Origin of the sequence: Streptomyces sp. NBC_00704, assembly GCF_036226605.1 — a bacterium.
Classification (GTDB): Bacteria; Actinomycetota; Actinomycetes; order Streptomycetales; family Streptomycetaceae; genus Streptomyces.
The window spans coordinates 6,687,543-6,712,302 of the sequence record NZ_CP109000.1; the positions used below are offsets into that span (position 1 = coordinate 6,687,543).

At 74.6% G+C, this 24,760-nt stretch carries 25 protein-coding genes and 1 pseudogene; 17 read left to right on the forward strand and 9 right to left on the reverse strand.

The features are described 5' to 3' along the window. Positions 1-7 precede the first annotated feature (7 nt). Genes OG802_RS29000 through OG802_RS29030 form a run of 7 tightly spaced genes read left to right on the forward strand, consistent with a single transcriptional unit; the run spans position 8 to position 3,847 of the window. Positions 8-271 carry a gas vesicle protein GvpG gene (locus OG802_RS29000; RefSeq protein ID WP_329415162.1) on the forward strand — a complete coding sequence of 88 codons (264 nt, stop codon included), beginning with the start codon at positions 8-10 and terminating at the stop codon, positions 269-271. Next, the gene (locus OG802_RS29005; RefSeq protein WP_329415163.1) at positions 268-996 is read left to right on the forward strand and encodes a DNA primase; all 729 of its coding nucleotides are present in this window, start codon (positions 268-270) and stop codon (positions 994-996) included. The genes OG802_RS29000 and OG802_RS29005 overlap by 4 nt, the downstream gene beginning before the upstream one ends. Further along, positions 993-2,183 carry an SRPBCC family protein gene (locus tag OG802_RS29010; protein ID WP_329415165.1) on the forward strand — a complete coding sequence of 397 codons (1,191 nt, stop codon included), beginning with the start codon at positions 993-995 and terminating at the stop codon, positions 2,181-2,183. Before OG802_RS29005 ends, OG802_RS29010 begins: the two co-directional genes overlap by 4 nt. Beyond that, entirely contained in the window at positions 2,180-2,548 is a 369-nt protein-coding gene (locus tag OG802_RS29015; protein ID WP_329415166.1) for a gas vesicle protein, read from the forward strand. The genes OG802_RS29010 and OG802_RS29015 overlap by 4 nt, the downstream gene beginning before the upstream one ends. Then, on the forward strand, positions 2,545-3,378 hold the full coding sequence (locus OG802_RS29020; RefSeq protein WP_329415167.1) for a GvpL/GvpF family gas vesicle protein: 834 nt from the start codon (positions 2,545-2,547) through the stop codon (positions 3,376-3,378). The genes OG802_RS29015 and OG802_RS29020 overlap by 4 nt, the downstream gene beginning before the upstream one ends. Continuing rightward, a complete protein-coding gene (locus tag OG802_RS29025; protein ID WP_329415169.1) occupies positions 3,375-3,563 on the forward strand; it encodes a gas vesicle protein in 189 nt (62 codons plus the stop codon). Before OG802_RS29020 ends, OG802_RS29025 begins: the two co-directional genes overlap by 4 nt. Then, positions 3,560-3,847 carry a gas vesicle protein K gene (locus OG802_RS29030; RefSeq protein ID WP_329415171.1) on the forward strand — a complete coding sequence of 96 codons (288 nt, stop codon included), beginning with the start codon at positions 3,560-3,562 and terminating at the stop codon, positions 3,845-3,847. The genes OG802_RS29025 and OG802_RS29030 overlap by 4 nt, the downstream gene beginning before the upstream one ends. Positions 3,848-4,040: 193 nt before the next feature. On the opposite strand, the pseudogene OG802_RS29035 reads toward OG802_RS29030, so the two are convergent. Continuing rightward, positions 4,041-4,853 (reverse strand): annotated as a pseudogene (locus tag OG802_RS29035) (class I SAM-dependent methyltransferase); the annotation flags it as partial. Positions 4,854-5,109: 256 nt separating this feature from the next. Between OG802_RS29035 and OG802_RS29040 the strand changes: the two are divergent. From OG802_RS29040 to OG802_RS29050, 3 genes are all read left to right on the forward strand, one after another. Next, a complete protein-coding gene (locus OG802_RS29040) occupies positions 5,110-5,769 on the forward strand; it encodes a histidine phosphatase family protein (protein WP_329415173.1) in 660 nt (219 codons plus the stop codon). An 80-nt stretch (positions 5,770-5,849) separates the two neighbouring features. Continuing rightward, positions 5,850-7,469 carry an ABC-F family ATP-binding cassette domain-containing protein gene (locus OG802_RS29045; RefSeq protein ID WP_329415174.1) on the forward strand — a complete coding sequence of 540 codons (1,620 nt, stop codon included), beginning with the start codon at positions 5,850-5,852 and terminating at the stop codon, positions 7,467-7,469. A 414-nt stretch (positions 7,470-7,883) separates the two neighbouring features. Then, positions 7,884-8,216 carry a DUF6158 family protein gene (locus OG802_RS29050; RefSeq protein WP_329415177.1) on the forward strand — a complete coding sequence of 111 codons (333 nt, stop codon included), beginning with the start codon at positions 7,884-7,886 and terminating at the stop codon, positions 8,214-8,216. A gap of 127 nt (positions 8,217-8,343) precedes the next feature. On the opposite strand, the gene OG802_RS29055 is transcribed toward OG802_RS29050, so the two are convergent. The 3 genes from OG802_RS29055 to OG802_RS29065 all read right to left on the reverse strand — a co-directional run bounded on the left by OG802_RS29055 (position 8,344) and on the right by OG802_RS29065 (position 11,409). Further along, on the reverse strand, positions 8,344-8,886 hold the full coding sequence (locus tag OG802_RS29055; RefSeq protein WP_329415179.1) for a type 1 glutamine amidotransferase domain-containing protein: 543 nt from the start codon (positions 8,884-8,886) through the stop codon (positions 8,344-8,346). Positions 8,887-8,967: 81 nt separating this feature from the next. After that, on the reverse strand, positions 8,968-9,348 hold the full coding sequence (locus OG802_RS29060; protein ID WP_329415182.1) for a DUF2795 domain-containing protein: 381 nt from the start codon (positions 9,346-9,348) through the stop codon (positions 8,968-8,970). 153 nt (positions 9,349-9,501) lie between these two features. After that, on the reverse strand, positions 9,502-11,409 hold the full coding sequence (locus OG802_RS29065; RefSeq protein ID WP_329415183.1) for a thiamine pyrophosphate-binding protein: 1,908 nt from the start codon (positions 11,407-11,409) through the stop codon (positions 9,502-9,504). Positions 11,410-11,671: 262 nt separating this feature from the next. Here OG802_RS29065 and OG802_RS29070 point away from each other — a divergent pair, with 262 nt between their 5' ends. The 3 genes from OG802_RS29070 (at position 11,672) to OG802_RS29080 (ending at position 15,666) form a co-directional block, all read left to right on the forward strand. After that, a complete protein-coding gene (locus OG802_RS29070; RefSeq protein ID WP_329415185.1) occupies positions 11,672-12,445 on the forward strand; it encodes a hypothetical protein in 774 nt (257 codons plus the stop codon). 798 nt (positions 12,446-13,243) lie between these two features. Beyond that, positions 13,244-14,419, forward strand: a complete 1,176-nt coding sequence (locus tag OG802_RS29075; protein WP_329415187.1) for an aminotransferase class I/II-fold pyridoxal phosphate-dependent enzyme — start codon at positions 13,244-13,246, stop codon at positions 14,417-14,419. 185 nt (positions 14,420-14,604) lie between these two features. Then, positions 14,605-15,666, forward strand: a complete 1,062-nt coding sequence (locus OG802_RS29080; protein WP_329417495.1) for an MBL fold metallo-hydrolase — start codon at positions 14,605-14,607, stop codon at positions 15,664-15,666. A gap of 136 nt (positions 15,667-15,802) precedes the next feature. Here OG802_RS29080 and OG802_RS29085 read toward each other — a convergent pair whose 3' ends face one another. Together OG802_RS29085 and OG802_RS29090 are read right to left on the reverse strand one after the other, a co-directional pair. Continuing rightward, positions 15,803-16,423, reverse strand: a complete 621-nt coding sequence (locus tag OG802_RS29085; protein ID WP_329417497.1) for a DedA family protein — start codon at positions 16,421-16,423, stop codon at positions 15,803-15,805. A gap of 2 nt (positions 16,424-16,425) precedes the next feature. Then, on the reverse strand, positions 16,426-17,199 hold the full coding sequence (locus OG802_RS29090) for an MBL fold metallo-hydrolase (RefSeq protein WP_329415188.1): 774 nt from the start codon (positions 17,197-17,199) through the stop codon (positions 16,426-16,428). Positions 17,200-17,282: 83 nt separating this feature from the next. Here OG802_RS29090 and OG802_RS29095 point away from each other — a divergent pair, with 83 nt between their 5' ends. The 3 genes from OG802_RS29095 (at position 17,283) to OG802_RS29105 (ending at position 20,680) form a co-directional block, all read left to right on the forward strand. Beyond that, the gene (locus OG802_RS29095) at positions 17,283-17,693 is read left to right on the forward strand and encodes a hypothetical protein (protein WP_329415190.1); all 411 of its coding nucleotides are present in this window, start codon (positions 17,283-17,285) and stop codon (positions 17,691-17,693) included. A gap of 30 nt (positions 17,694-17,723) precedes the next feature. Continuing rightward, positions 17,724-19,946 carry a phage holin family protein gene (locus tag OG802_RS29100; RefSeq protein WP_443055395.1) on the forward strand — a complete coding sequence of 741 codons (2,223 nt, stop codon included), beginning with the start codon at positions 17,724-17,726 and terminating at the stop codon, positions 19,944-19,946. A gap of 305 nt (positions 19,947-20,251) precedes the next feature. After that, positions 20,252-20,680, forward strand: coding sequence for an OsmC family protein (locus OG802_RS29105; protein ID WP_329415193.1), 429 nt, complete (start codon positions 20,252-20,254; stop codon positions 20,678-20,680). Positions 20,681-20,805: 125 nt separating this feature from the next. Here the strand turns inward: OG802_RS29105 and OG802_RS29110 are convergent, their stop codons facing one another. The 3 genes from OG802_RS29110 to OG802_RS29120 all read right to left on the reverse strand — a co-directional run bounded on the left by OG802_RS29110 (position 20,806) and on the right by OG802_RS29120 (position 23,925). Further along, a complete protein-coding gene (locus OG802_RS29110) occupies positions 20,806-21,213 on the reverse strand; it encodes a hypothetical protein (protein ID WP_329415194.1) in 408 nt (135 codons plus the stop codon). Then, the gene (locus OG802_RS29115; protein ID WP_329415195.1) at positions 21,210-22,979 is read right to left on the reverse strand and encodes a right-handed parallel beta-helix repeat-containing protein; all 1,770 of its coding nucleotides are present in this window, start codon (positions 22,977-22,979) and stop codon (positions 21,210-21,212) included. The genes OG802_RS29110 and OG802_RS29115 overlap by 4 nt, the downstream gene beginning before the upstream one ends. 82 nt (positions 22,980-23,061) lie before the next feature. Continuing rightward, positions 23,062-23,925, reverse strand: a complete 864-nt coding sequence (locus OG802_RS29120) for a helix-turn-helix domain-containing protein (RefSeq protein ID WP_329415197.1) — start codon at positions 23,923-23,925, stop codon at positions 23,062-23,064. Positions 23,926-24,388: 463 nt separating this feature from the next. Here OG802_RS29120 and OG802_RS29125 point away from each other — a divergent pair, with 463 nt between their 5' ends. Further along, on the forward strand, positions 24,389-24,694 hold the full coding sequence (locus tag OG802_RS29125; protein ID WP_329415199.1) for a 4a-hydroxytetrahydrobiopterin dehydratase: 306 nt from the start codon (positions 24,389-24,391) through the stop codon (positions 24,692-24,694). Positions 24,695-24,760 lie beyond the last annotated feature (66 nt).

Here is a 24,760-nt window from a genome sequence, read left to right on the forward strand (position 1 = left end):
GTGCGTCGTGGGACTGCTCGGAGAGGTTTTCCTGCTGCCGCTGGCTCCGGTCCGGGGCAGTGGATGGGTGATCCGACAGGTGCTCCGTGAGGCCGAACGGATCTACTACGACCCTTCCACGATCCGGGCCGAACTCTCCCGTCTCGAACAGCAGTTGGAGGCGGGGGAGATCACGGAGGAGGAGTTCGACCGACAGGAGGACGAACTCCTGGACCGACTGGAGACCAGCGCACGCGGCACCACGCAATCGGACGACGGGACGGCAAGATGAACCGAATGGGACTGGGCCTCGCGGTCGGGGCCGGATATCTGCTCGGCCGCACCAAGAAACTGAAAATGGCGGTGGCCGTCGGATCCCTGGTGGCCGGCAAGCGGCTCAACCTGACGCCGAAGGGCATCGCCGATCTGGTCTCCCAGCAGCTGCGGGACAACCCGCAGTTCAAGGAGATCGGCGACCAGCTGCGTCAGGACCTGCGCGGAGTCGGCAAGGCCGCCTCCGGCGCCATGGTCGAGCGGCAGATCGACGCGCTCGCGGACCGGCTGCACGGCCGTACCGCCGAGGTGCGCGACCAGCTCGCCGGCGCCGTGCCCGGCAAGGGCCGCAGCCAGGACGACGAGCAGGACGACGACCTGGAGGCGGACGAGGAGTACGAGGAGGACGACGAGCCCCGGGACACCGAGGACGACGACGCCGAGGACGCCGAGGACGCCGACGAGGACGAGCCGGAGCCGGCGGAGGACTCGGAGGACTCGGAGGACGAGGAGGACTCGCAGGACGAGGAACCGCCGAGGAAGCCGGCGGCGAAGAAGACGGCCAAGAAGGCGCCCGCGAAGAAGGCCCCCGCGAAGAAGGCGCCGGCCAAGAAGGCCCCGGCCCGCAGGACGGCCGCCAAGAAGACCGCGTCGGCCGGGAAGACGGCCGCGAAGACGGCGTCCAGGCCCGCCTCCGGCGGGAGCTCCGGCGCCCGGCGCTCGAAGGGAGGCGGTGACCGATGACCGACACCCTCGGATCCGCGAAGTCCGCGACCTCCGCCGCGGGAAAGTCGACCGGCAACGGCAACCCCCTCTCGGGCCTGGCCCAGAGCGAGGCGGCCGACCGGCTCAAGGGCGAGGTGCAGGAGTACCTCGCCGCGCAGGCCACGCGTCTGCTCACCGGCGTCGGCAACAAGCTCGGCGAGACCACGAACAAGCTCAACGACATCGCCGAGGGCAACAGCCCCGGGTTCGCCAAACTCGCCCTGGACGGCGGCAAGAAGATCGCCGAGGGCAAGGGGCCGGTCCGCTCCGCCCTGGAGCTGGGCGCCTCGCGCGCCAAGGACAAGGTGACCGGTGCCCTGAAGAACATCGGCGGCGGCAAGGGCGGCAAGGGCAAGAAGAACGCCGGCAAGAAGCCGACCGTGATCATGGAGACGATCGACGTCGGCGTGCCGCTGCGCACCGCCTACGACCAGTGGACGCAGTACCAGGACTTCAGCACCTTCGCCAAGGGCGTCAAGAGCGCCAACCGCGCCGACGACACCACCAGCGACTGGCAGGCGAAGGTCTTCTGGTCCAACCGCAGCTGGAAGGCGAAGACCACCGAACAGGTGCCGGACGACCGGATCGCCTGGACGTCGGAGGGCGCCAAGGGCACCACGAAGGGCGTCGTCTCCTTCCACGAGCTAGGCGAGAACCTGACCCGCATCCTGCTGGTCATCGAGTACTACCCGACGGGCCTGTTCGAGAAGACCGGCAACATCTGGCGCGCCCAGGGCCGCCGTGCCCGCCTCGACCTGAAGAACTTCGCCCGCTTCATCACCATCAAGGGTGAGGCGCAGGACAGCTGGCGCGGCGAGATCCGCGACGGCGAGGTCGTCCGCTCCCACGACGACGCGATCGCCGAGGAGGAGGAGAACCAGCGGTCCGAGGACGCCGAGGACGCCGACGAGAACGGCGAGAACGGCGAGGACGGCGAGGACGCCGAGGCGCGGGATGCCGCGGACGACGCCCCGGAGGACGATGAGGAGTACGAGCCCGAGGAGGAGGCCGAGGGCGCGTACGAGGAGGAAGACGAGGAGGGCGAGCCCGAGGAAGAGTTCGAGGAGGAGCCCGAAGGCGAGTACGAGGAGGAAGAGGAAGAGGGTGAGCCCGAGGAGGAGGCCGAGCCCCAGTACGAGGACGCGAAGGGCGGGAGCCGGCGATGACCATGTCGAGCCGGCTGCCGGAGCCGTACGGCCAGGGCGGCGGGGCCAACCTCGCCGACATCCTGGAGCGCGTTCTCGACAAGGGCATCGTGATCGCGGGCGACATCCGGATCAACCTGCTCGACATCGAACTGCTCACCATCAAACTCCGCCTCATCGTCGCCTCCGTCGACAAGGCGAAGGAGATGGGCATCGACTGGTGGGAGACCGACCCGGCGCTGTCCTCCGGCGCCCGTCGCGACGAACTCGCGCGGGAGAACGCCGAGCTGCGTGAACGGCTGGCCCGGCTGGAGGAACTGGAGCTGGGCCGCGCCCCGGAGGCCCGGGAGTCCGGCTCCCGTGACGTCAGGAAGGAGTCGCCGTGACGGGACTGCGGTACGTCTACGCCGTCTGCCGGCCCATCGGCGCGCCGTTGCAGACGGCCCTGAAGGGCGTGGCGGGCGATCCGCCCCGGCTGCTCGCCCACCGCGGTCTGATCGCGGTCGTCAGCCATGTCCCCGAGGCCGACTTCGCCGAGGCGCCCCTGCACCGGCATCTGGAGGACCTCGACTGGCTGACCGACACCGCCAGGGCCCACCAGCAGGTGATCGACGCGCTGACGGCCGTCACCACGCCGCTGCCGCTGCGGCTCGCCACGGTGTTCCGTGACGACAGCGGCGTCCGCGTGATGATGGAGGAGCGCGAGGCGGACTTCCTGCGCACCCTGGACCGGCTGGAGGGCCGCGTCGAGTGGGGCGTGAAGGTCTACGTGGAGCGGGAGCCCGCCGCCTCCGCCTCCGCCGCCGCCGAGACGGCGGAGAAGCCCGCCTCGGGCCGGGACTACCTGCGCCGGCGGCGCATGGAGAGCCGGGCGCACGAGGACAGCCGGCAGCGCGCGGAGCGGTTCGCGGACCGTCTGCACGCCGACCTGTCCGCGCACGCCGACGGGGCCCGGCTGCACGCCCCGCAGAACCCGGCGCTGTCCAAGGCGTCCGGGCAGAACGTCCTGAACGCCGCCTACCTGGTGCCGCGCGGCCGGTCCGAGGAGTTCGTGGAACTCGTCGACCGCACCAAGGGCGAGGAGCCCGGCATGCGCGTCGAACTCACCGGACCCTGGGCCGCGTACTCCTTCGTGGACGACGCCGGGAACGCGTCGACGGCGCAGGATTCCCCGTCGGCGCCGGCGAGCGCCGACCTCGGCGAGGGGGGCTCATGACCGTCGTGGAGCGCCGCGAGATCGCCCTGGTGGACCTGCTCGACCGGCTGCTCGCCGGGGGAGTGGTCATCACGGGCGACATCACGCTGCGCATCGCGGACGTCGACCTCGTCCGCATCGACCTCAACGCCCTGATCAGCTCGGTCAACGAGCAGGTGCCGTCGCCCTGGGGGGAGTCACCGTGACGGACCGCCGACGCAACCACGTCGACCTGGAGCCCGACACCGTCGAGCGCGACCTGGTCAAACTGGTCCTGACCGTGGTGGAGCTGCTGCGCCAGCTGATGGAACGGCAGGCGCTGCGCCGCTTCGACCAGGGCGACCTGAGCGAGGAGCAGGAGGAGCGCATCGGGCTCACCCTGATGCTGCTGGACGACCGCATGACCGAGCTGCGCGAGCGCTACGGACTGCGGCCCGAGGACCTCAACCTGGACCTCGGGCCCCTGGGACCGCTGCTCCCCCGGGAGTGAACCCGTCGGGCGGGAGCGGACGAGGTCAGGCGGCGCTCCCGGCCCCGGCCTCCCCGGCCCCGGCCTCCCCGGCCCCGGCCTCCCCGGCCCCGGCCTCCCCGGCCCCGGCCTCCCCGGCCCCGGCCTCCCCGGTCTCGGCCTCCCCGGCCCCAGCCTCCCCGGTCTCGGCCTCGCCGGCCTCGGCCCTGCCGGGCTTGTGGCCCAGGATCTCCCCGTGCAGGACGGCGAACCAGCCGTCCTCCCGCCGCCCCCACTCCCGCCAGGCCGCCGCCACCGCGTGCAGCTGTTCCGCCGTGGCGTGCCCGCCGCGGGTGGCGAGGTCCGCGTAGGCCGAGGCCACGGTGCGGTCGGCCCACAGACCGCTCCACCAGGCCCGCTCCCCGGGGGTGCTGAAGGTCCAGGTGGACGACGTGGCCGTGACGTCGGTGAACCCGGCGGCCAGCGCCCAGGACTTCAGCCGCCGTCCGGCGTCCGGTTCGCCGCCGTTGGCGCGGGCCACCCGCCGGTAGAGACCGAGCCAGTCGTCCATGCCCGCCACGGCGGGGTACCAGGTCATCGCCGCGTAGTCCGAGTCGCGGACCGCGACGTAGCCGCCGGGTTTGGTCACCCGCAGCATCTCCCGCAGCGCCTGCACGGGATCGCCGACGTGCTGGAGCACCTGATGGGCGTGGACGACGCAGAAGGCGTCGTCGGGGTAGGGCAGGGCGTGCACGTCCGCGACCGCGAAGCCGACGTTGGTCAGCCCCCGCTCGGCGGCCGTGGCGCGGGCCTGCTCCAGAATCCCGGGCGCGTGGTCGACGCCGGTGACGTGCCCCTCGGGCACCAGGGCGGCCAGGTCGGCGGTGATGGTGCCGGGGCCGCAGCCGATGTCCAGGATCTTCATGTGGGGCTTGAGCGAGCCGAGCAGATACGCCGCGGAGTTGGCGGCGGTCCGCCAGGTGTGCGAACGCAGCACGGACTCGTGGTGCCCGTGCGTGTAGACGGCGGTCTCCTGCGCTTTCGGCATGACGGCTCCCCTTCTCGACGGACCGGGTCCGGCCCGGCCCCCGGTGGCTCCACGCTACGCCGACGGCCGCATGGTGAGACAGATCATTCTGAAATGTGGACTGACGGTACGTCAGTCACCCGTTGTCGTGCGGACCGTGCGGCCCTGCTTCGCGACAGCGGGCGGCAGCCCGGGATCAGCCGCCACGAGGGCGCCCCGTACCCTGAGGCGGCCGTTTCCGGGGCGGAGACGGCCTCGACACCGGAGGCTCCCCCGCATGCGCCTGCTGCTCGTCCGTCACGGCCAGACCCCCGCCAACGTGGACAACCTCCTCGACACCGCCGTGCCCGGCCCCGGACTCACCGAGCTGGGCGCCCGCCAGGCCGCCGCCCTGCCCGAGGCCCTGGCCGACGAGGACGTCGAGGCCCTCTACGCCTCCACCCTCGTCCGCACCCAGCTCACGGCCGCCCCGCTGGCCGCCGCCCGCGGCCTCGGCGTCCTGGTGCGCGACGGGCTGCGGGAGATCTCCGCCGGGGACCTGGAAGCGCAGCCCGGAGACACGGAGCAGGGCGCCCTCTACATGCGCACGGCGTTCGCCTGGGCGGCGGGCGAGACGGACCTGCGCATGCCGGGCGGTGAGAGCGGAACCGAGTTCCTCGCGCGCTACGACGCCGTGGTCGCCGAGGTCGCGGCGAGCGGCGCGCGGACCGCCGTACTGGTCAGCCACGGCGCCGCGATCCGCACCTGGGCTGCGGCCCGCGCCCACAACGTCGACGTCCCCTTCGCCGCCGCGCACCGCCTCGCCAACACCGGCACGGTCGTGCTGGAGGGCTCGCCCGCGGACGGCTGGAAGGCGCTGTCCTGGGCCGGCGCCACGGTCGCCCCCGCCGGGGACGGCGGACCGGCCGGGCAGCCCGTGGAGGGCGCCGGCGGCTGACCGCCGGGGCCGGCCGCTTCCCCGGCCTGCGCCGATATCGGTTTGCCGCGGGCGGCGGGCGGCCCGCAGAATGCCTCCTCATGGGACATCTGGAAGCCGCGCACCTCGAGTACTACCTCCCCGACGGGAGGGCGCTGCTCGGCGACGTCTCCTTCCGGGTGGGAGAAGGGGCCGTCGTGGCCCTGGTCGGCCCCAACGGCGCCGGCAAGACCACCCTGCTGCGGCTGATCTCGGGTGAGCTGAAACCGCACGGCGGGACCGTCACGGTCAGCGGCGGGCTGGGCGTGATGCGCCAGTTCGTGGGCTCGGTACGGGACGAGACGACCGTCCGCGACCTGCTGGTGTCCGTCGCCCAGCCCCGCATCCGCGAGGTCGCGCGGGCCGTCGACGAGGCCGAGCACGCGATCATGACCGTCGACGACGAGGCCGCGCAGCTCCAGTACGCGCAGGCCCTTTCCGACTGGGCCGAGGTACGCGGCTACGAGGCCGAGACGCTGTGGGACATGTGCACCACGGCCGCCCTGGGCGTCCCCTACGACAAGGCCCAGTTCCGCCTCGTGCGCACCCTGTCCGGCGGCGAGCAGAAGCGGCTCGTGCTGGAGGCGCTGCTGCGCGGCCACGACGAGGTGCTCCTCCTCGACGAGCCCGACAACTACCTCGACGTGCCCGGCAAGCGGTGGCTGGAGGAGAGGCTGAAGGAGACCCGCAAGACGGTCCTGTTCGTCTCCCACGACCGCGAACTCCTCTCCCGCGCCGCCGAGAAGATCGTCTCCGTCGAGCCCGGCCCGGCCGGCGCCGACGCCTGGGTGCACGGCGGAGGCTTCGCCACCTACCACGAGGCGCGCCGCGAACGCTTCGCCCGCTTCGAGGAACTGCGCCGCCGCTGGGACGAGAAGCACGCCCAGTTGAAGAAACTCGTGCTGAGCCTGCGCCAGGCGGCCTCCATCAGCCACGAGCTGGCCTCGCGCTACCAGGCCGCCCAGACCAGGCTGCGCAAGTTCGAGGAGGCCGGTCCGCCGCCGGAGCCGCCGCGCGAGCAGGACATCACGATGCGCCTCAAGGGCGGCCGCACCGGCGTGCGCGCCGTCACCTGCGAGGGGCTCGAACTCACCGGCCTGATGAAGCCCTTCGACCTGGAGGTCTTCTACGGCGAGCGGGTCGCCGTCCTCGGCTCCAACGGCTCGGGCAAGTCCCACTTCCTGCGGCTGCTGGCCGGCGAGAGCGTGGCGCACACCGGTATGTGGAAGCTCGGCGCGCGCGTGGTGCCCGGCCACTTCGCCCAGACCCACGCCCACCCCGAGCTACAGGGCCGCACCCTGCTGGACATCCTGTGGAGCGAGCACTCCCAGGACCGGGGCGCGGCCATGTCCCGGCTGCGCCGCTACGAGCTGACGCAGCAGGCGGAACAGACCTTCGACCGGCTGTCCGGCGGCCAGCAGGCCCGTTTCCAGATCCTGCTGCTCGAACTCCAGGGCGTCACGGCGCTGCTGCTCGACGAGCCCACCGACAACCTCGACCTGGAGTCGGCCGAAGCGCTCCAGGAAGGGCTGGAGGCCTTCGACGGGACGGTGCTGGCCGTCACCCACGACCGCTGGTTCGCCCGCTCCTTCGACCGCTACCTGGTCTTCGGCAGCGACGGCCGGGTCCGGGAGACCCCGGAGCCGGTCTGGGACGAGCGGCGCGTGGAGCGGGCCCGCTAGAACCGACCCGGACCCGCTCAGGCCCGGACCCGCTCAGGCCCGGACCCGCTCAGGCCCGGACCCGCTCAGGCCCGGACCCGCTCAGGCCCGGACCCGCTCAGGCCCGGACCCGCTCAGGCCCGGACCCGCTCAGGCCCGGACCCGCTCAGGCCCGGACCCGCTCAGGCCCGGACCCGCTCAGGCCCGGACCCGCTCAGGCCCGGACCCGCTCAGGTCAGGGGCGGCCCGTCCCAGGCCTCGCGGGCTTGCGGACTCCTCGGCGAGGCCCGGCAGCCGGAATGTTCGTACAGTGGATTCGAGAAGGCCAAAAGGCCGGAAGGCCCAAGGCCGGAAGGCGAGACCCATGGCTCCCTCCCGGCTCCTGCCCGCCCGGGCGGTGCCGGTGGACGGCCCGAGGGCGGGTACCCGAAGCGTATGGACGAACACGACGAGCGGGGCACCACGATGACCGGAGTCGACCCGGACCGGCTGGACGACCAGCAGCTCATGAGAGAGCTGGAGACGATCCACCGCACGCGCCACGACACGCTGCTGTACGGCTCGAACGACGCGCTGCGCGCCCACAACGACCGCATGGCCCGGCTGGAGGGCGAGTACCTGCGCCGCAATCCGAGCCGGTTCGTCTCACCGGGCCGTACCCGCGAGGGCGCCCGGGAGCGGACAGCCGGGGCGAACGGGCGCGGCCCGGCCGACGCCCCCGTCGGCAAGTGGGGACCGGGAACGGCAGCGGGCGCCGGCGGCGCGTGACGCCCGCCGCGAGGCGCGCTCGCGTGGTTTCCCGTGACGCGGGAAGACACGCGAGCGTGGGCGCGACGAGAGCGAGGAGGCGCCGGCGAGGGGTGTGCCCTCGCCGGCGCCTCGCCCTGCTCGTCCGTCAGTCGCCTTCCGCGGCGAACACCCGCAGGTAGGCCTCGCAGAACGCCGGCAGATCGTCCGGCTTGCGGCTGGTGACGAGCTTGTTCGGGCCGTGGTCGCAGATCTGCACCTGCTCGTCGACCCAGTCGCCGCCGGCGTTGCGGACGTCCGTCCGCAGGCTCGGCCACGAGGTCAGCACACGGCCCCGGACGACGTCGGCCTCGATCAGCGTCCACGGGGCGTGGCAGATCGCGGCGACCGGGCGGCCCTGCTCGAAGAACGCCTTGACGAACGCGACGGCCTTGTCGTCGGTGCGCAGGAAGTCGGGGTTGGCGACGCCGCCCGGCAGGACCAGCCCGCCGAAGGAGTCCGCGGAGGCCTCGCCGACCACCTCGTCCACGGCGAAGGTGTCGGCCTTGTCGAGGTGGTTGAAGGCCTGCACCTTGCCCGAGTCGGTCGACACCAGGACGGGTTCGTGACCCGCGTCCACCGCCGCCTGCCAGGGCTCGGTCAGCTCGACCTGTTCCACGCCTTCCGGTGCCGTCAGAAACGCGATGCGCATGGGGTTCAACGTCCTTTCCGTGTCTTCAGGTCCGTGTCGTCAGGGGTGGGGGGACGGCCGGGTGGCCTGTGCCGGGCCGCATCAGCGGCGGGCGCCGACCAGTGCCTCGGCCAGCTGCTGCACATTGCCGTATCGCTGCGTGTGCGGAAGTTCCCGGACCGCGTCCACGAGCGCGTCCGGAGCATGTTCGCGGCGCAGCACGACCACCAGCGCGCCCGGTCCGGCGGGGAACGAGCCGCGTGCCAGGAAGCGGGCGAGCTCCAGACGGACCGCCTCCAGCGATGCCCGGGGGCTTCCCGGCACCACCGGGCCGCCCCACACCTCGGGGTCGTCCTCGGCGGACGGCTCCGGGTCGTGCCACTCCTCCGTGCGGGTGGGGTGGCCGGACCTCAGCAGGCCCTGCAGTTCGTGCTTCATCTCGTCGTCCCGGTGCACGCTCAGCCGGTCACTGCCTCGCTGCATGATTCGCCCTCCAGATCTTCGGGTGGCCACCGCGTACCCGAGGAGGAGAGGCCGACACGGGATTCCCGCTGGGCACTTCGGAAAACCGTCCTGACCTGCGCATCCCGCTGTTCCGCTGTCCCGCATCGCGCCTGTGCCGTGTCGCGCTTCCCGTCATCCCGCTTCCGGGCCCGGCAGGAACTCCTGCATCTTCGCCTTGAAGGCGTGCCGGGCCACCGAGCCCGCGTCGGGCTCGCCCTTCAGGACCGCCGCGGCCGCGGCCCCCAGCTGCTCCCAGGTGGCGTGCGCAGGCACCGGCGGCACGGACGGATCGGTGAGGAACTCCACGACCGCCGGGCCGTCCGCCGCCAGGGCCGTGCGCCAGCCCGCCTCCACCTCCTCCGGCGTCTCCACCCGCACGCCGGTCAGCCCCAGGGAGCGCGCGAACTCCGCGTACCCGGGCCCTGCTCCCCGGTCGGGGCCGTGGTCGTTCCACACCGCGACGACCAGCCGCGGGTCCTGCCACAGGTGCCGGTGCCTCGCCACGGCGGACAGCTCCTCGAGCCCGTCGAGCCGCATCGCCGCGTCGTCCACCAGCGCGATCGCTGGCCGGTCCGGGCGGGCGAACTTGGCGCCGATCGCGTACGGCACGGCGCAGCCCTTCGCCCCGGAGCCCGTGGAGAGGGCGCCGTGCATGCCGGGCCGCAGCGTCAGATGGCGGGCGTACCAGGCCGCCAGGGCGCCCGGTTCGCAGGTCAGCATCGCGTCGGGCGGCAGCAGCGGGTCCAGGAGGCGGGCCACCAGCTCCGGGTTGACCGGGTCGGCCGACAGCCGCGCGCGGCGGTCCAGCACCTCCTCCCAGCGCCGGACGTTGTCGCAGACGGTGTCGAGCCACTCGCGGCCGCGTTCCCCGCTCCGGATCGCCGGGATCAGCCGGTTGAGCGTCTCCCGCACGTCCGCGACGAGTTCCACGTCGTAGGGCTCGGGCTCGCCGGACTCGCAGGGCTGGTCCGGCTCGTCCGGCGAGTCGGGTGTTCCCGGAGAACCGCTCGACACGTGGCCCGACGCCTGCGACGTCTGCGACACATGCCGTGAGGAAGGGTCCGGCGGACAGGCCGTTCCGTCCGGAGTCGGTTCGACGTCGATCCGGATGCTGCGCACGTGGCCGCCCAGGTCCGGAAGGAACCGCGGGTGCGTGACCGAGGAGCCGATCGCCAGCACCGTGTCGCAGTCGCGCATCAGCTCGTAGGACGGACGGGTGCCCAGGGGGCCGACCGGGCCGGTGACATAAGGGAGTTCGTCGCTCACGACGCCCTTGCCGGGCAGTTCCTCGGCCACACCGGCGCCGAGCAGTCCGGCGATCCGGCGCACCTCCTCGCCCGCGCCGGCGGCGCCCCGTCCGACGAGGATCGCCACCTTGTCACCGGAGTTGAGGATCTCCGCGGCTCGTTCCAGCGCCTCCGCGGAGGGGGACGCCGTCCGTCCGTCCCGGCCGGGACCGTTCGGCGCCGCACCGAGCCCGGCCGGCGGCCTCGGGAACTCCGGGGGTTCCGGGGGTTCGGGGCAGTCGAGTTCCATCACGTCCTCGGGGACCACGACCACGACCGGACAGCGGCGGGCGTACGCGGTGCGCAGCGCCCGGTCCAGGACGTCGGCCAGGTCCTGAGGGGCCGTCACGGTCTCCAGGAAGTCCGGGGCGACGTCCCGGAACAGCGTGTACGGGTCCGTGTGCGGGTCCGCTTCCGGCCTCTGCGGGCCGTTCCGGTCCGTCCGACGGTGGCCGACGACCGCCAGGACGGGCACGCGGTCCGGCTTCGCCGCGGACAGGCCGTCGAGGAGATGGACCGCGTCCGGTCCCGACGCCGCCGCGCACACTCCCGGACGTCCGCCGAACCGGGCGTCGCCCACTGCCTGGAACGCGGAGGAGCGGGCGTGCGGCGAGCGCACGAGACGGGGCGCTTCGTCGGCGCCGTCGCAGGCGTCGAGCAGCGCGTGCACGCCGTCGCCGGGGCAGCCGAAGACGTGCTCGACACCCCACTCGCGCAGGCGTCTCACCAGGTGTTCGGCGACCGTGGCGGCCATGAACGGGACCTCCCTGACGGGGGAAAAGGCGGAAATTCGGGAGCGGGGCGTGCACCGGCACGGGTGACCGCGAAGCCCGCCCGAAAACCTCGGCGGTGTGGGGAGGCGTGAGCCCGGGGGCGGGGGCGGGGGTCACCCGCACGGGCGTGTCCGTCCCGCCAATGGCGTCCGGCCGCGCGCGGTCCGGGCCCTCCGGGGCTGTGATGGCCGTGGGGCGGTGACGCCCCGCCCCGCAGCAGCCACCGGCCGAAGGAGCCGTCCCATGGGTCGCACCGCCCACTTCCTCTCCGCTCTGGCCCTGGCCGGCGCGGTCCTGGCCGTCGCCGGCCCGGCCGCCTCCGCGGACCCGTCGGCGGAGGTCAGCCCGGGCAGCGCCGCCCCCGGCGACAGCGTCAGCGTGTCGGTCGCCTGCGGCCCCCTCGCCGCCCCCGCGCCCGAGAGCCTCGACGCCACCTCGCAGGCCTTCGCCGGGGGCGCCGTCAAACTGAGCAAGGTCCCCGGCGACGACCCGCAGGCCGGGACCGCCTACCGAGGCACCGCCCGGATCGCCCCCGCCGACGAGCTGGAGGCGGGCCCGGACCCGGCCGCCGCGACCGTGGCGGCGGGCGCGGCCGGAGCGGCCGCCGGGTGGACCGTCGACGGCACCTGCCCGGCCGCGCCCGGCGCCCAGGGCAAGCCCTGGAGCGCCACTCTGGAGATCGCGAACGGCTGGTCACAGCCGTGTGCGACACCGGCCCCGACCGGGTCATGCGCCACCGCCCGGCCGTGTGAGCAAGTTACGGGCGCCGCGCGGCCGCACCCCGATTCCTGCGCCACCGCCCGCCCGTGCGCCCGGCCCGAGCCGCAGCAGCGCGGGGCCGCCTCCGCGGACGCCTCCTGCGCCCCCGCCGCCGTCGACCACGGCGTCCAGGCGGGCGAGGGCGGCGCGTTCACCGACTCCGTGCCCGCGCTGGTCGCCGGCGCGCTGCTGATCGCGGGCGCGTTCGGAGCGGCCGTGCACCGACTGCGCCGCCGGGACCGCGCGGGTGACGCCTGACCGCGGCCCTCGGCCCGGCCCGCCCCCGGTGTGACAGGCGCAACGCGCGCGGGCGGTGATGGAGAGCCGCCCCACCGGGTACTCGCCTCCCAGAGGCACGACCCGCCTCGTACGAGGATCCGGCCCCCTGCGAGCGCGGGGCCCCGTACGGGACGTCACGCACCACGCGCCCCGCGCGCCGTCCCGCCGCCGGGACGGCACCGGTCGCCGGGCACGACAGCAGGGACGGACTGCGCGGAGGACGCGATGCGACGGACGCAACCGGGGGACCGCGAACCCTCCCGGAACCACGTCCCCCCGCCGGACGACGATCCGGTCCCCCCGCCGGACGACGATCCGGTCCCCCCGCCGGACGGCGGTCCGGCTCCGGAGCAGGGACGCGCTCCGGACGACGACGCGGTCCGCCCGTCGGGCGAGGGTCCGGCTCCGGGCCAAAGGCGCGTCCCGGACGACGACGCGGTCCGCCCGTCGGGCGGCGGTCCGGCCTCGGACCAGGGACGCGCCCCGCACGACGGCCCGGTCCGCCCGCCGGGCGGCGGTCCGGCTCCGGGCCAAAGGCGCGTCCCGGACGACGGCCCGGTCCGCCCGTCGGACGGCGGTCCGGCTTCGGACCAGGGACACGTCCCGGACGACGGCCCGGTCCGCCCGCCGGGCGGCGGTCCGGCCTCGGACCAGGGACGCGCCCCGCACGACGGCCCGGTCCGCCCGCCGGACGGCGGTCCCGCCCCGGACCTCGTCTTCGGGCGGGGACACGGACCCGTCCGCTACGGCCCGCCGCCCCCCACGGACGCACTGCCGGTGCTGCCCGAACTGGCCGCGGTGCTCGCCCGTGCGGCGGGCCGCGCCGAGGGCGAACCGGTCGGCGGCGGCCCCGCCCTCCTCGACGCGGCCCGCGGCTACTGGTCCCGGCGCGGCGTCCCCGCCGGGCCGGGACGGGTCGCGGCCGGCCCCGGCGCCCCGTCCCTGCTGCTCGCGCTGACCGCCGCCCTCGGCGGCGACGTCCTGGTGCCCCGGCCCTGCGCGGCCTGGTGGGGGCCGTACGCACGGCTGCTGGGGCGGCCCGTCTTCCATGTGGCCACGCCCGCCGAGTGCGGCGGCGTCCCGGACCCCTTCGCGCTGCTGGAGACCGTGCGCCGGGTCCGCGACGAGGGCGGCGACCCGCGGCTGCTGGTGCTGTCCGTCGCCGACGACCCCACCGCCACCGTCGCGCCCCCCGAGGTGCTGCACGAGGTCGTGGAGGCCGCCGCGGGCGAGGGCCTGCACCTGGTCAGCGACGAGACCTGGCGCGACACGGTGCACAGCCCGCACGAGACGGTGCTGGTCGGTCCGGCGGAGATGCTGCCCGAGCGGGTCACCGTCGTCAGCGACCTCGCCGGCGCGCTGCTCCCCGCGGGCTGGCCCGCGGCGGTCGTCCGGTTCCCCGCGTCGGCGGCAGGCGACGACCTGCACGCGCGCGTGCTCGACGTGCTCACCGCCCTCGACGCGCGCGTGGCCGCCCCCGTGGCTGCGGCCGCCGCCTACGCCCTGGCCGAGCCGGAGCCCGTGACCGCGCGTGTCGCGGCCGCCGTGCGCCTGCACGCGCGCGTGGCGGAGGCGCTGCACTCCGCCGTGGTCGCCGCGGGCGGGATGGCACGGCCGCCCAGGGCCGGCCGCCATCTGTACGCCGACCTGAGCCCGCTGCGCGAGGCGCTCGCGGCCCACGGGGTCACGGACGCGCAGGAGCTGGAGGACTTCCTCTCCGCCCGGCTCGGCATGCCCGCGCCGGGCGGCCACCGCTTCGGGGACGACCTCGGCGCACTGCGGGTCCGGCTGTCCACCGGCATGCTCCTGGACGGGACGGACGCGCAGCGCACGGAATGCCTCACCTCGCCCACGCCGTGGGAACTGCCACACGTGCAACGCGCGTTGGCGCTCTTGAGGTCCGTCCTCGACGATCTCCGTGACGACGCTCAGCGATGGGAGCCTCCTCGATGACGCAGCAGTCCGAGACCGCCGCCGGCCCGGTCACCGCCCAGGAGGCCGCCACCGCCGACGTCCCGGTCACCGCCCGCGGCGACGACGTCCCGACGCCCTTGTCCACGCTGCCCCCGCCGACCCCCGTGCCCGCCCGCTCTCCGTCGTCACCGTCACCATCACAGGCACAGGCACACGCACAGGCGCTGTCGCAGCAGGAGCAGCAGCCGCCGTCCTCATCGCTGTCGTCGCCTCCGCAGTCGTCGCCATCGTCGTCGTCGCCGCTCGCGCCGGCCGTTCCGCCGCTCGGCGAGCCGCGGCCGCTGGGGGAGCGGCGGGTGTGGCCGCGGAGCTTCCACGACCGGCTGACCTCCCCGCTGCCCGGTCTCAAGGCGCTCGCCCGGTTCGCCCGCGAGGGCGCGGTGCGGCCCGGCAAGGAGGGGCTCGCCGACATCCCCCGGCTGCCCGTCGCCCCCGCCCCGGCGCCCCGCGTCGACGCCCGCACGATCGCCGTCGCCTGGGCGGGACACGCCAGCTGGGTGGTGGGCATCGGCGGCCTCACCGTCCTGACCGACCCGGTGTGGTCCCGCCGCATCCTCGGCACCCCGGCCCGCATCACCCCGGTCGGCGTGCCCTGGGAGGAGCTGCCGCGGATCGACGCCGTCGTCATCAGCCACAACCACTACGACCACCTGGACGCCCCGACACTGCGCCGACTGCCGCGCGACACACCGGTGTTCGTGCCGGCCGGCCTCGGCCGGTGGTTCCTGCGCCGCCGGTTCACCCGCGTCACCGAGCTGGACTGGTGGGAGGCCGCCGAACTGTCGGGTGTGCGCTTCGACTTCGTGCCCGCGCACCACTGGTCCAAGCGCAGCCTCGTCGACACCTGCCGCACCCTGTGGGGAGGCTGGGTGCTGACCGCGCCCGACGGACGGCGCGTCTACTTCGCCGGGGACACCGGGTACGGCCACTGGTTCTCCCGCATCGGGGAGCGCCACCCGGGCATCGACCTGGCCCTGCTGCCGATCGGCGCCTACGACCCGCGCTGGTGGCTCAGCGACGTCCACTGCGATCCGGAGGAGGCGGTCCGCGCCGCCCTCGATCTCGGCGCCCGGCGGATGGCCCCGATGCACTGGGGCACGTTCGTGCTGTCCGCGGAACCGGTGCTCGAACCCCTGACCCGGGTACGGGCGGCCTGGGAGAAGGCGGGACTGGAGCGGGAAGACCTGTGGGACCTGCCCGTGGGCGGCTCACGCGTGCTGGAGTGACCTGGGCCGGGACGGTCGCGTCGAAGGGTCCCGCGGCCCGCGAGGGCGGGGCATCGGGGACGTCCCTGAGGCTTCACGCGGTGCGGGGCCGCCTGATCCGGCGCCAGACGTCCCTGCGGGCTCACGCGGTGCGGGCTCACGCGGTGCGGGGCCGTCTGATCCGGCGCCACAGGCTCGGGGCCGTGCTGACGGCCACGGTCAGCAGGACGGCGGCGACGACGCCCTCCCAGGGCTCGGGGAACAGCGAGCCGCCCAGGATCCCGATCAGCTGGTAGGTCACCGCCCAGGCCAGACAGGCGGGCAGATTGCCCCGTACGAAGCGGCGCAGCGGCCACTTCGCCATCAGACAGGCCAGCATCACCGGTATCCGGCCCGCCGGCACCAGCCGCGACAGCACCAGGACGGCCACGTTGTGGTCGGCGAGCTTCTCCTGGGCCTGCGCCAGCCGTTCCTCGGGCGCACGCGAGCGGATCGCCTCCAGCCAGCGCGAGCCGTTCCTGGACCGCATCCCGCGCCGCCCCAGCCAGTACAGCGCCGCGTCCCCGCAGAACGCCGCCAGCGACGCCGTCACGAACACCAACGCCAGCGCGAACGGCGCCTTCTGGTGGAACGCGACCACGGCCGCCGTGCTCACCAGGGCCCCCGTCGGCACCACCGGCACCAGCGCCCCGATCAGCACCAGCAGGAACAGCGACGGACAGCCGAGCGCCTGCTGAGTGGCCTGCGTGGGTATGACCGCCGCGGCCACGGCGGACACGGTCACCGGTCGGCCTTCAGGCGCACGCTCTCCCCGTGCCCGAGCCGGTGCACCGCGACCCCCGGCGCACGCTCCGCCGCCAGGCGCACGAACTCCTCGCCCGGCGCATGGAACTCATGGGGGCGCACGGCGTCCATCCCGATCGGCCAGTACGTCCCGTAGTGGACCGGCACGGCGCTGTCCGGCGCCAGCCGGCGCACGGCCTCGGCCGCGCGCCCCGCGTCCAGGTGCCCCTCGCCGAGATACGGCCCCCAGCCGCCCACCGGCAGCAACGCCGCGTCAACCGGCCCGACTTCCTCGGCCATCTCCTCGAACAGGCCGGTGTCCCCGGCGAAGTACGTCCGCGCCCGGCCCTCGATCACATAGCCGAGCGCGGGGGAGCGGTGCCTGCCGACCGGCAGCCGGCGCCCGTCGTGCCGCGCGGACACGACCCGTACCCGCAGGTCGCCGACGGTCGTCTCGTCACCCGGCGCCACCTCGCTCAACCGCAGATGACGCAGCCGGCGCAGCGCGGGCACGGCGCGCGGAGCACCCCGGGGCACCAGCAGGCGCGTGCCCGGCGCGAGGCGCGCCAGCGAGGGCGGATGCAGATGGTCGGCGTGCAGATGGGAGACGAGCGCCACGTCCGCCTGCCAGGCCTCGGGCGGAGGCAGCGCGCCCCGGCGGCGGCGCAGATGGGCGAGCCGCCGGGCGAACAGGGGGTCGGTCAGCACGCGCACGTTCGAATCCTCGACCGTGCAGGTGGCGTGACCCCACCACGTGATCTCCACCGGCACCTCTTTGCCTCCTTCGCGCGACTCCCCGAAGCCTACGGGCAGGAGTAGGGTCGGCGGCGAAACCCGGAGGTGAGGGGGACGCCATGGGACCGTCGCGGGTCATGCGGGTCACGGCGATCGCGAGTCTGACGCCGCTCGAGGAACTGGACGCCGATCCCTTCCTGGTGGATTCCCGCAGCCAGCACGCGATGTGCGCGCGGTGGGCCGCGGAACGCGGTTACGTCGTCGGCCGGGAACTGCTGGTGCGCGGGGTGCGCGCCGACCACTGCGTGCTGTGGGACGGCGTCCGGCCCGGCTACGACCTGTTCGTCGCGCCGAGCCGCCGGGTACTGGAGAGCGCGCTGTCGTCCGTCGAGGAGTTCTCCGCGGAGTGCGCGCGCCGCGGGGTGCGGGTGGAGACCGTCGGCAGCGCCGAGCCGGCCTACGACGCGCAGATGAAGGCCCGGGTGCACCGCAGGCTGTCCATGCCGACCGCCGGCTACGACGGACGGTAGCCGCCGCCCCGAGCTGACCGGTACGACCGTATGGCAGGGTGGAGGGCGGCCTCCACGGGCGTCGGGGCCGGAACGCGAGGTGTACGGGGCGTGCGTGGGGTGCGATGGCGGCGGGCCGTCAGCCAGGCCGGGCGCAGCATCGCGGTGTGGGGCGTCTCCACGCTGACGATGCTGGTGCTGGCCGGGATCCTGCCGGACTTCCGGCTGCAGTCCGCCGACGGCGACAGCTCCACCACCATCGCCGTGACCGCGGCCGTCGGCGCCGGGGTGTTCGGCGTGCTGTCCGCCCTGGTGTGGCCGCTGCTGGTGCGCCTGCTGCTGCTGGTGCCGGCCCTGGTCCTCGGCCTGCTGGTGTTCTTCCTCAACGGCTCGCTGCTGCTGCTCGCCCTGCGGCTGAACCCGTCCGGGCAGAGCGAGGCGGCGCCCGAGACCGCCGTCATCGTCGCCGCCGTGATGTCCGCCGTGGCCTCCGCCACCGGCGGCGCCCTCGCGGTACGCGACGACGACGCCTACCGCCGCCGCCTGTACCGGCTCGCCGACCGCCGTCGACGAGGCGGCCCCGCCTGTCCCGGCACGCCCGGCACCGTCTTCCTCCAGCTCGACGGCGTCGGCCACGACGTCCTCGAAGCGGCCGTGCGCAAGGGGCTGATGCCGACCGTGGCCAGGTGGCTGGGCCGCACGCCCGACGCCGACGGCGCCGCCACGCACCGGCTCACCCCCTGGCGCACCGACTGGTCGAGCCAGACCGGCGCGAGCCAACTGGGCATCCTGCACGGCAGCAACCACGACGTGCCCGCCTTCCGCTGGTACGAGAAGGACAGCGGGGAGGTGATGGTCAGCAACCGCCCCACCAGCGCCGCCGAACTCCAGCGCCGGGCGGTCGAACGCACCGGTGACGGCGGGCTGCTGTCCGCCGACGGCGCGAGCCGCGGCAACCTCTTCAGCGGCGGCGCCGACGAGCAGGCGCTCGTGCTGTCCATCGCCGTGCGCCGGCGCAGCCGGGAGACCCGGTCGCGGGCCGGCTACTTCGCCTACTTCTCCGACCCGGCCAACGCGGTGCGCACGGCCCTGTCGTTCGTCGCCGAGGTGGTCCGCGAGATCGCCCAGTCCACCCGGGCCCGGCTGCGCAAGGAGCGCCCGCGGGTGGCACGCGGCGGCCTCTACCCCCTCGTCCGCGCCTTCGCGACCGTCGTCGAACGGGACGTCGTGGTGGCCGCCGTCACCGGCGACATGCTCGCCGGACGCACCGCCGTCTACGCCGACCTGGTGGCCTACGACGAGGTCGCGCACCACTCCGGCCCGCTCGGCCGGGACACCGAGCAGGTGCTCGGGCGGCTCGACCGGGCGCTCGCGCTGGTCGAGGGCGTCGCCGAACACGCCCCCCGCCCCTACCGGATCGTCGTCCTGTCCGACCACGGCCAGAGCCCCGGCGAGACGTTCCACGCCCGCTACGGCCTCACCCTCGGCGACCTGGTCCGGGCGGGCTGCGGGCTGCCCGTCCCGCGCCGGGCCCAGCGCACCCACAGCGGTGCGGAGGCCCGCGCGGCCGTCCGCGCGGCGCTGCGCCGGCCGGTCGAGGAGGGCGGCGGGCGGCGGAGCCCGGCGGGCCGCGGTTCCGAGCCGATCGTGCTCGCCTCGGGCAACCTCGGGCTCGTCTCGTTCCCCGACGTGCCGCACCGGATGAGCAAGGAGGAGATCGACGCCCGTCACCCCGCGCTGCTGTCCACGCTGGCCAACCATCCCGGCATCGGCTTCCTCCTCGTGCGCAGCGAGCGGCACGGCGGGGTCGTCCTCGGCGCGTACGGCGCGGAGATCCCCCTGGACCGGCTCGACGAGGACCCCGGTCCGCTGGCCGTGTTCGGGCCGGGCGCGGCCGACGCCGTGCGCCGCACCCACTCCTTCCCGCACACCGCCGACATCATGGTCAACTCCTTCCACGACCCGGCCGACGGCGAGGTCCTCGCCTTCGAGGAGCAGATCGGCTCCCACGGCGGCCTCGGCGGCGCGCAGGCCAGGCCCTTCCTGCTCTCCCCGCTGGCCCTGTCCGCGCCCGGCGAGGACGGCGCGCAGCCGGCGGGAGCGGAGGACGTCCACCGGATCCTGCGGCGCTGGCTGCGCGAGTCCGACGGCCCCGAGGTGCCCCTGGAGCCGCGGCACAAGCGCGGCCCGGAGCCGCTGCCGCGAACCACGAGCGAACCGGCGACGGACACGGAGCCGGCGTCCGAGGCGGCGCCGGAGGAGCACGTCGCCTAGGCGTATTGCCCTGGATCGGGCCGCGCCGCCGGAGGAGATCCGCGCGCTCACCCGCCCGCCGCTGCCCTGGGACGCGCAACCGGCCCACCCGTTCGGCGAGTTCCTGCCCCGCCCCGAGCCGCTGCGGACGTACGCCCGCCCCGCCCGCACGGTCCGTCAGCCCGGAGCCGGCCCGCCGCACTGGGCCGGCGGCTGCCGTTCACGGCACGGGGGTCCGTGTTCCGGGTGCGGTGCGCGAGAGTGTGATCGGATGGGGGTACGGAAAACCCGTCCCCCGACGGGACACCCACGCGAAAGGAACAACCGTGGCCACCACGCGCTCCGCACACACCGTCTGGGAAGGCAACCTGATCGAGGGCAACGGGGTCGTGACCTTCGACTCCTCGGGCGCCATCGACCAGCAGCCCGTGACGTGGGCCGCCCGCACCCAGGAGGCGAACGGCAAGACCAGCCCCGAGGAGCTGATCGCGGCCGCCCACTCCAGCTGCTTCTCCATGGCGTTCTCGCACGCCCTCGCCGGCGCGGGCACCCCGCCGGCCAGGCTGACGACCTCGGCCGACGTCACCTTCCAGCCGGGCGAGGGCATCACGGGCATCCACCTGACCGTCGAGGGCTCGGTCCCCGGTCTCGACGAGGAGGCGTTCGTCGCCGCCGCCGAGCAGGCCAAGGTCGGCTGCCCCGTCAGCCAGGCCCTCAAGGCCGTCCCGATCACCCTCTCGGCCAAGCTCGCCTGAGCGGCCCCGGAGCCTCCCGGCCCCGGACGCGTCCGCCGACGCCGAGCGGAGGCGGCCGGGGCCGGATCGGGGAAGCGGGACGGCAGCGCGGCGGGGGATCGGCCGAGCCGGGGTCAGAGCCGGGGTCAGACCAGGCCGCTGAGGCCCCGGATCGCCTCCTGCGCCCACTCCTGCGCCCCCACCGCCGTGCCCGCCGCGATCCCGGTCGCCACCGGGGCCAGGGCTCCCCTGAGACCGTTCAGGGCACGGCGCAGCCGGCCCGGCTCGGGATCCTGCCCCGTGGTGACCTCCGCCAGCACGTCCTGTGCGGCGGCCTCGGCGTCCTCACGCTCGCGGTCGGGGAGGCCCGCCCCGGGAAGCTGCCGCAGCAGCTCGCCCACCAGCGCCGCGAGCGCCTCGTGGCCCGGTGCCACGGGGCCGTTGAGCTGCTGGTTCTGGGTGACCGTCTCGTTGTTCCAGGCGAACTGGGAGCCCGACACGGCGCAGTGGAACACCGGCCCGTCGTAGTTGTTCACCTGCTGGGGGTCGCTCATCCGCCGACTCCGTCCTCGTCGCTGTGGTTGGTCTGCCGCTGGACGACGGTGCTGTTGTTCCACGCCAGTTGGGCGTGGTGGACCGCCTGGTGGAACACCGGACCGTAGTAGTTGTTGACGACGGACACCGGCGCCGGGGCGGGTTCGGCGATCCGCACGACCGGCAGGGTGGTGCGCAGCGTCGTCAGGTCGACGCGGTCGTTGTGCTGGACGGCGGTGACCCCCGTGCCCGTCACCGAGCACTCCACGAGCCGGCCGCCGCCGGAGCCGTCGAAGCGCATGCCGGTGGCCCCGCAGCCGTCGAAACGGCTGTGCGCGACGTCCACGTACGCCGAGTCCGTCGCGCACAGCCCGAACGACTGGGCGTCGGTGACGCCGAGGTTCACGGCGACCAGCCGCGACGAGCCGTGCGCGAGCGCCCCGCCGGTGGTCATCGCCGTCACCTCGCAGTCGTGCACGTGCAGTTGCGCCTCCTCACCGACGCTGAAGCCCACCAGCCCGCGCTCCGCGCGGACCTTCCTCACGACGGTGCGGGACTGGCCGACGGCGGCCACGGCCGCCATGTCGAAGTCCTGGATCACCGCGTCGGTCAGCTCGGCCGCGGTCCCGCCGTTGCCGCGGGTCTCCAGGCCGAACGGACAGCGCTCGACGCGCATCTGCTCGAAGACGGCCTTGCTCTCGTCCCAGACCCGCAGAGCGACGCCGGTCAGGTCCGAGACGGCGGTGCCGGTGAAGCGGCCGCGGGCCTTGTCGGTGACGGCGATGCCGACGTTGCCGCCCGTGACGCGGCACCCGCTCACGCGGGGGGCGCCGCCGCTGGTGGACAGGATCCCGACGTTGCCCGCGCCGAGGATCTCGCAGTCCTCGAAGGTGCCCCGGCCGGCCTCCTGGACGTGCACGCCGGTGTCACGGCAGTCGGCGAACACGCAGCCGTGCACCGAGGGGTCGGCGCCGCTCGCCACCAGGACCCCGTTCTCGGCGTCGGCGACACGGGTGCCGCGCACCGACCCGCGGGACTGCTCGACGTACGCGAGCGCCGCCATGTGCACGGCGTCGACCCGGCAGTCCTCCACGATCATCTCGGCGCGGGTGTCCGCCATGAGGGCCGCCTTCTCGGTCCCGGTGACCTCGCACCCGGCGAGGTGCGCCCACGCGTCGCTGACCCGTACGCCGTGGATGCGGGCGCCGTCGACGCGAGCGGCCCGCACCGTGACCCGGGCGTTCTGGACCACGGCGAGCGCGTTGTCGGCGCAGTCCGAGAAACCGCACCGTTCGACGTGCCCGGCGGAGCCGTCGAACACGACCCGGCCGAACCGGAACCGGCAGTCGGTCAGGGTGGCCGCGGCGCGCGGTCGCACCTGCACGCACACCCCGTCGTGGGCCCGTACCTCCACGTGGTCCAGCACGAGGGCGCCGCCCTGGCAGTCGACGACGCCGGCGGCGGCGTCCCGCCCCACCAGGACGAGCCCGCGCACCACGACCTGGCCGAGGACGTCGAGCACGGTGCCCCGGGGGCCGCTCACCACCACGGAGCCCGGCTCGCCGAGCGCGACCAGCTCGGTCTCCCCGCGGACGGCGAGGTGTTCCTCGTAGTGGCCGGGCGCGATCTCCACGCGCGCCGGCCGCCCGCGCGCCGCGGCGGCGCGCAGCGCGGACCCGATGTCCCGGTGTCCGCCGCGTCCCCCGTGCGGCGACACGACGTACTTCTTGACCATGCCCGCTGCCCCCGCCGCACCGATCGTGAACCGCCGTCGACTCGCGGTCACCGATGCTACCGGGGCCGGCCCGGTCACGGCCGGGCCGCACGAGGCCTTCACACACCCCGACGGCCGGGCGGGCGGGCCGCGTTCAGAGGGCGGCGCGGGCCTCGCGCAGGATCTCCTTGGTGCGCGGCGCGGACGCGGCGTGCGTCGTCATGTGGTCGAGGACCTCCAGGTGGGCGGAGACCTCCTTGCGGTCGTCGAGGTACAGGGCGCCGGTCAGGTACTCGGCGACGACCAGGTCGGGCAGTTCGGGCTCGGCGAAGCGGAACAGCGAGAACGGCGCGGACGTCCCCGGATGCGGTCCCGTCGCGAACTCGGAGATCTGGAGGGTGATCCGGTCGCGTTCGGCGAACTCCACCAGTTTGTCGAGCTGTCCGGTCATCACGGCGGGGTCGTCGCCGACCGGGCGGCGCAGCACCGTCTCGTCCATCACCACCCACAGGTGGGGCGGGTCCGCGCTCTCCAGCAGGCGCTGGCGCGCCATGCGCAGCGACACGTGACGCTCGATGGACCGCGGGGTGGTCCGCCCGACCGTGCCCGCCTCCAGCACCGCCCGCGCGTAGTCCTCCGTCTGCAACAGCCCGGGGACGAAGTGCGGCTCGTACGAGCGGATCAGCCGGGCCGCGCCCTCCAGGCTGACGTACAGGCTGAACCACTCCGGCAGCACGTCGTGGTAACGCTGCCACCAGCCGGGCCGGTTGGCCTCCTCGGTGAGCGAGACGAACGCCTGAGTCTCCGCCTCGGGGACGCCGTACGCCTCCAGCAGCACCTGCACGTACGGGACCTTCAGGGCGACGTCGGCCGTCTCCATCCGGCGCACCGTCGCCGGAGCGACGCGCAGGGAGCGGGCCGCCTCCTCGCGGCTGAGGCCGGCCGCCTCGCGCAGCTCCTGGAGCCGCCTGCCGAGCACCACCTGCCCGACCGTGGGCGCGGGCCGCCGTTCACTCACGCCACGTCTCCCCTACGCGTTCGGGCACACCGGCCAGTGTGTCACGTTCCGGGCCGCGGGCCGACGGGAACGGAGTCGAACATTCCTTGCCCCGTCGATATGATCGACCGTCAACTGACCGTCATGTGCGGGCATTTCACGAAGGTCGGTCGACAGGAACGTCTCGACGGCGAGTCCGGCGACCGTCACGTCCATGGGGGTGTTGAAGGTGGAGACGGACGGCGCTCCCGCCAGGCCCGCGGCAGCGGCCCGACACCACGGTCGGCGGGGACGGTGTTCGTACCGGTCGCGGCGGTCGTCATGGTCACGACCGTTTCCGGGAGGGCGGCGCGGTGCGCGGCTGAGGCGGCGCGGCGCCGGGGACGCGGTGCGCCGGCCACGGGCGGCGGCTCTGACCAGGGCCGGGGCGGCGTTCCTGTGGCACGCTGGACAGGTACGCGACATCCACGAAGGGAGCCGGGACATGGCCGTCGAACCGCTGTCGCGGAAAGAGATCGAGGAGCGGCTGTCCGAGCTGCCCGGCTGGTCCCTGGACGGCGACCGCCTCACCCGCTCGTACCGGCTGGACTCCCACTTCGCCGCGACGGCCCTGGTGGTGCACGTCGCACGGATCCAGGAGGAGCTCGACCACCACTCCGACCTGACCCTGGGCTATCACACGGTGTCCCTCGCGGTGCAGACCCACAGCGCGGGAGGCGCCGTCACCCGCCTGGACGTGGAGCTGGCCCGCCGGGTGGAGGCGGCGGCCTCCGCGCACGGCGCGCGCTGAGCGGGCGGGCGGGGCAGGAGCCGGGCGGCACGGCGGGGCACGGCGGGGCGGACGGCGGCGGCGACG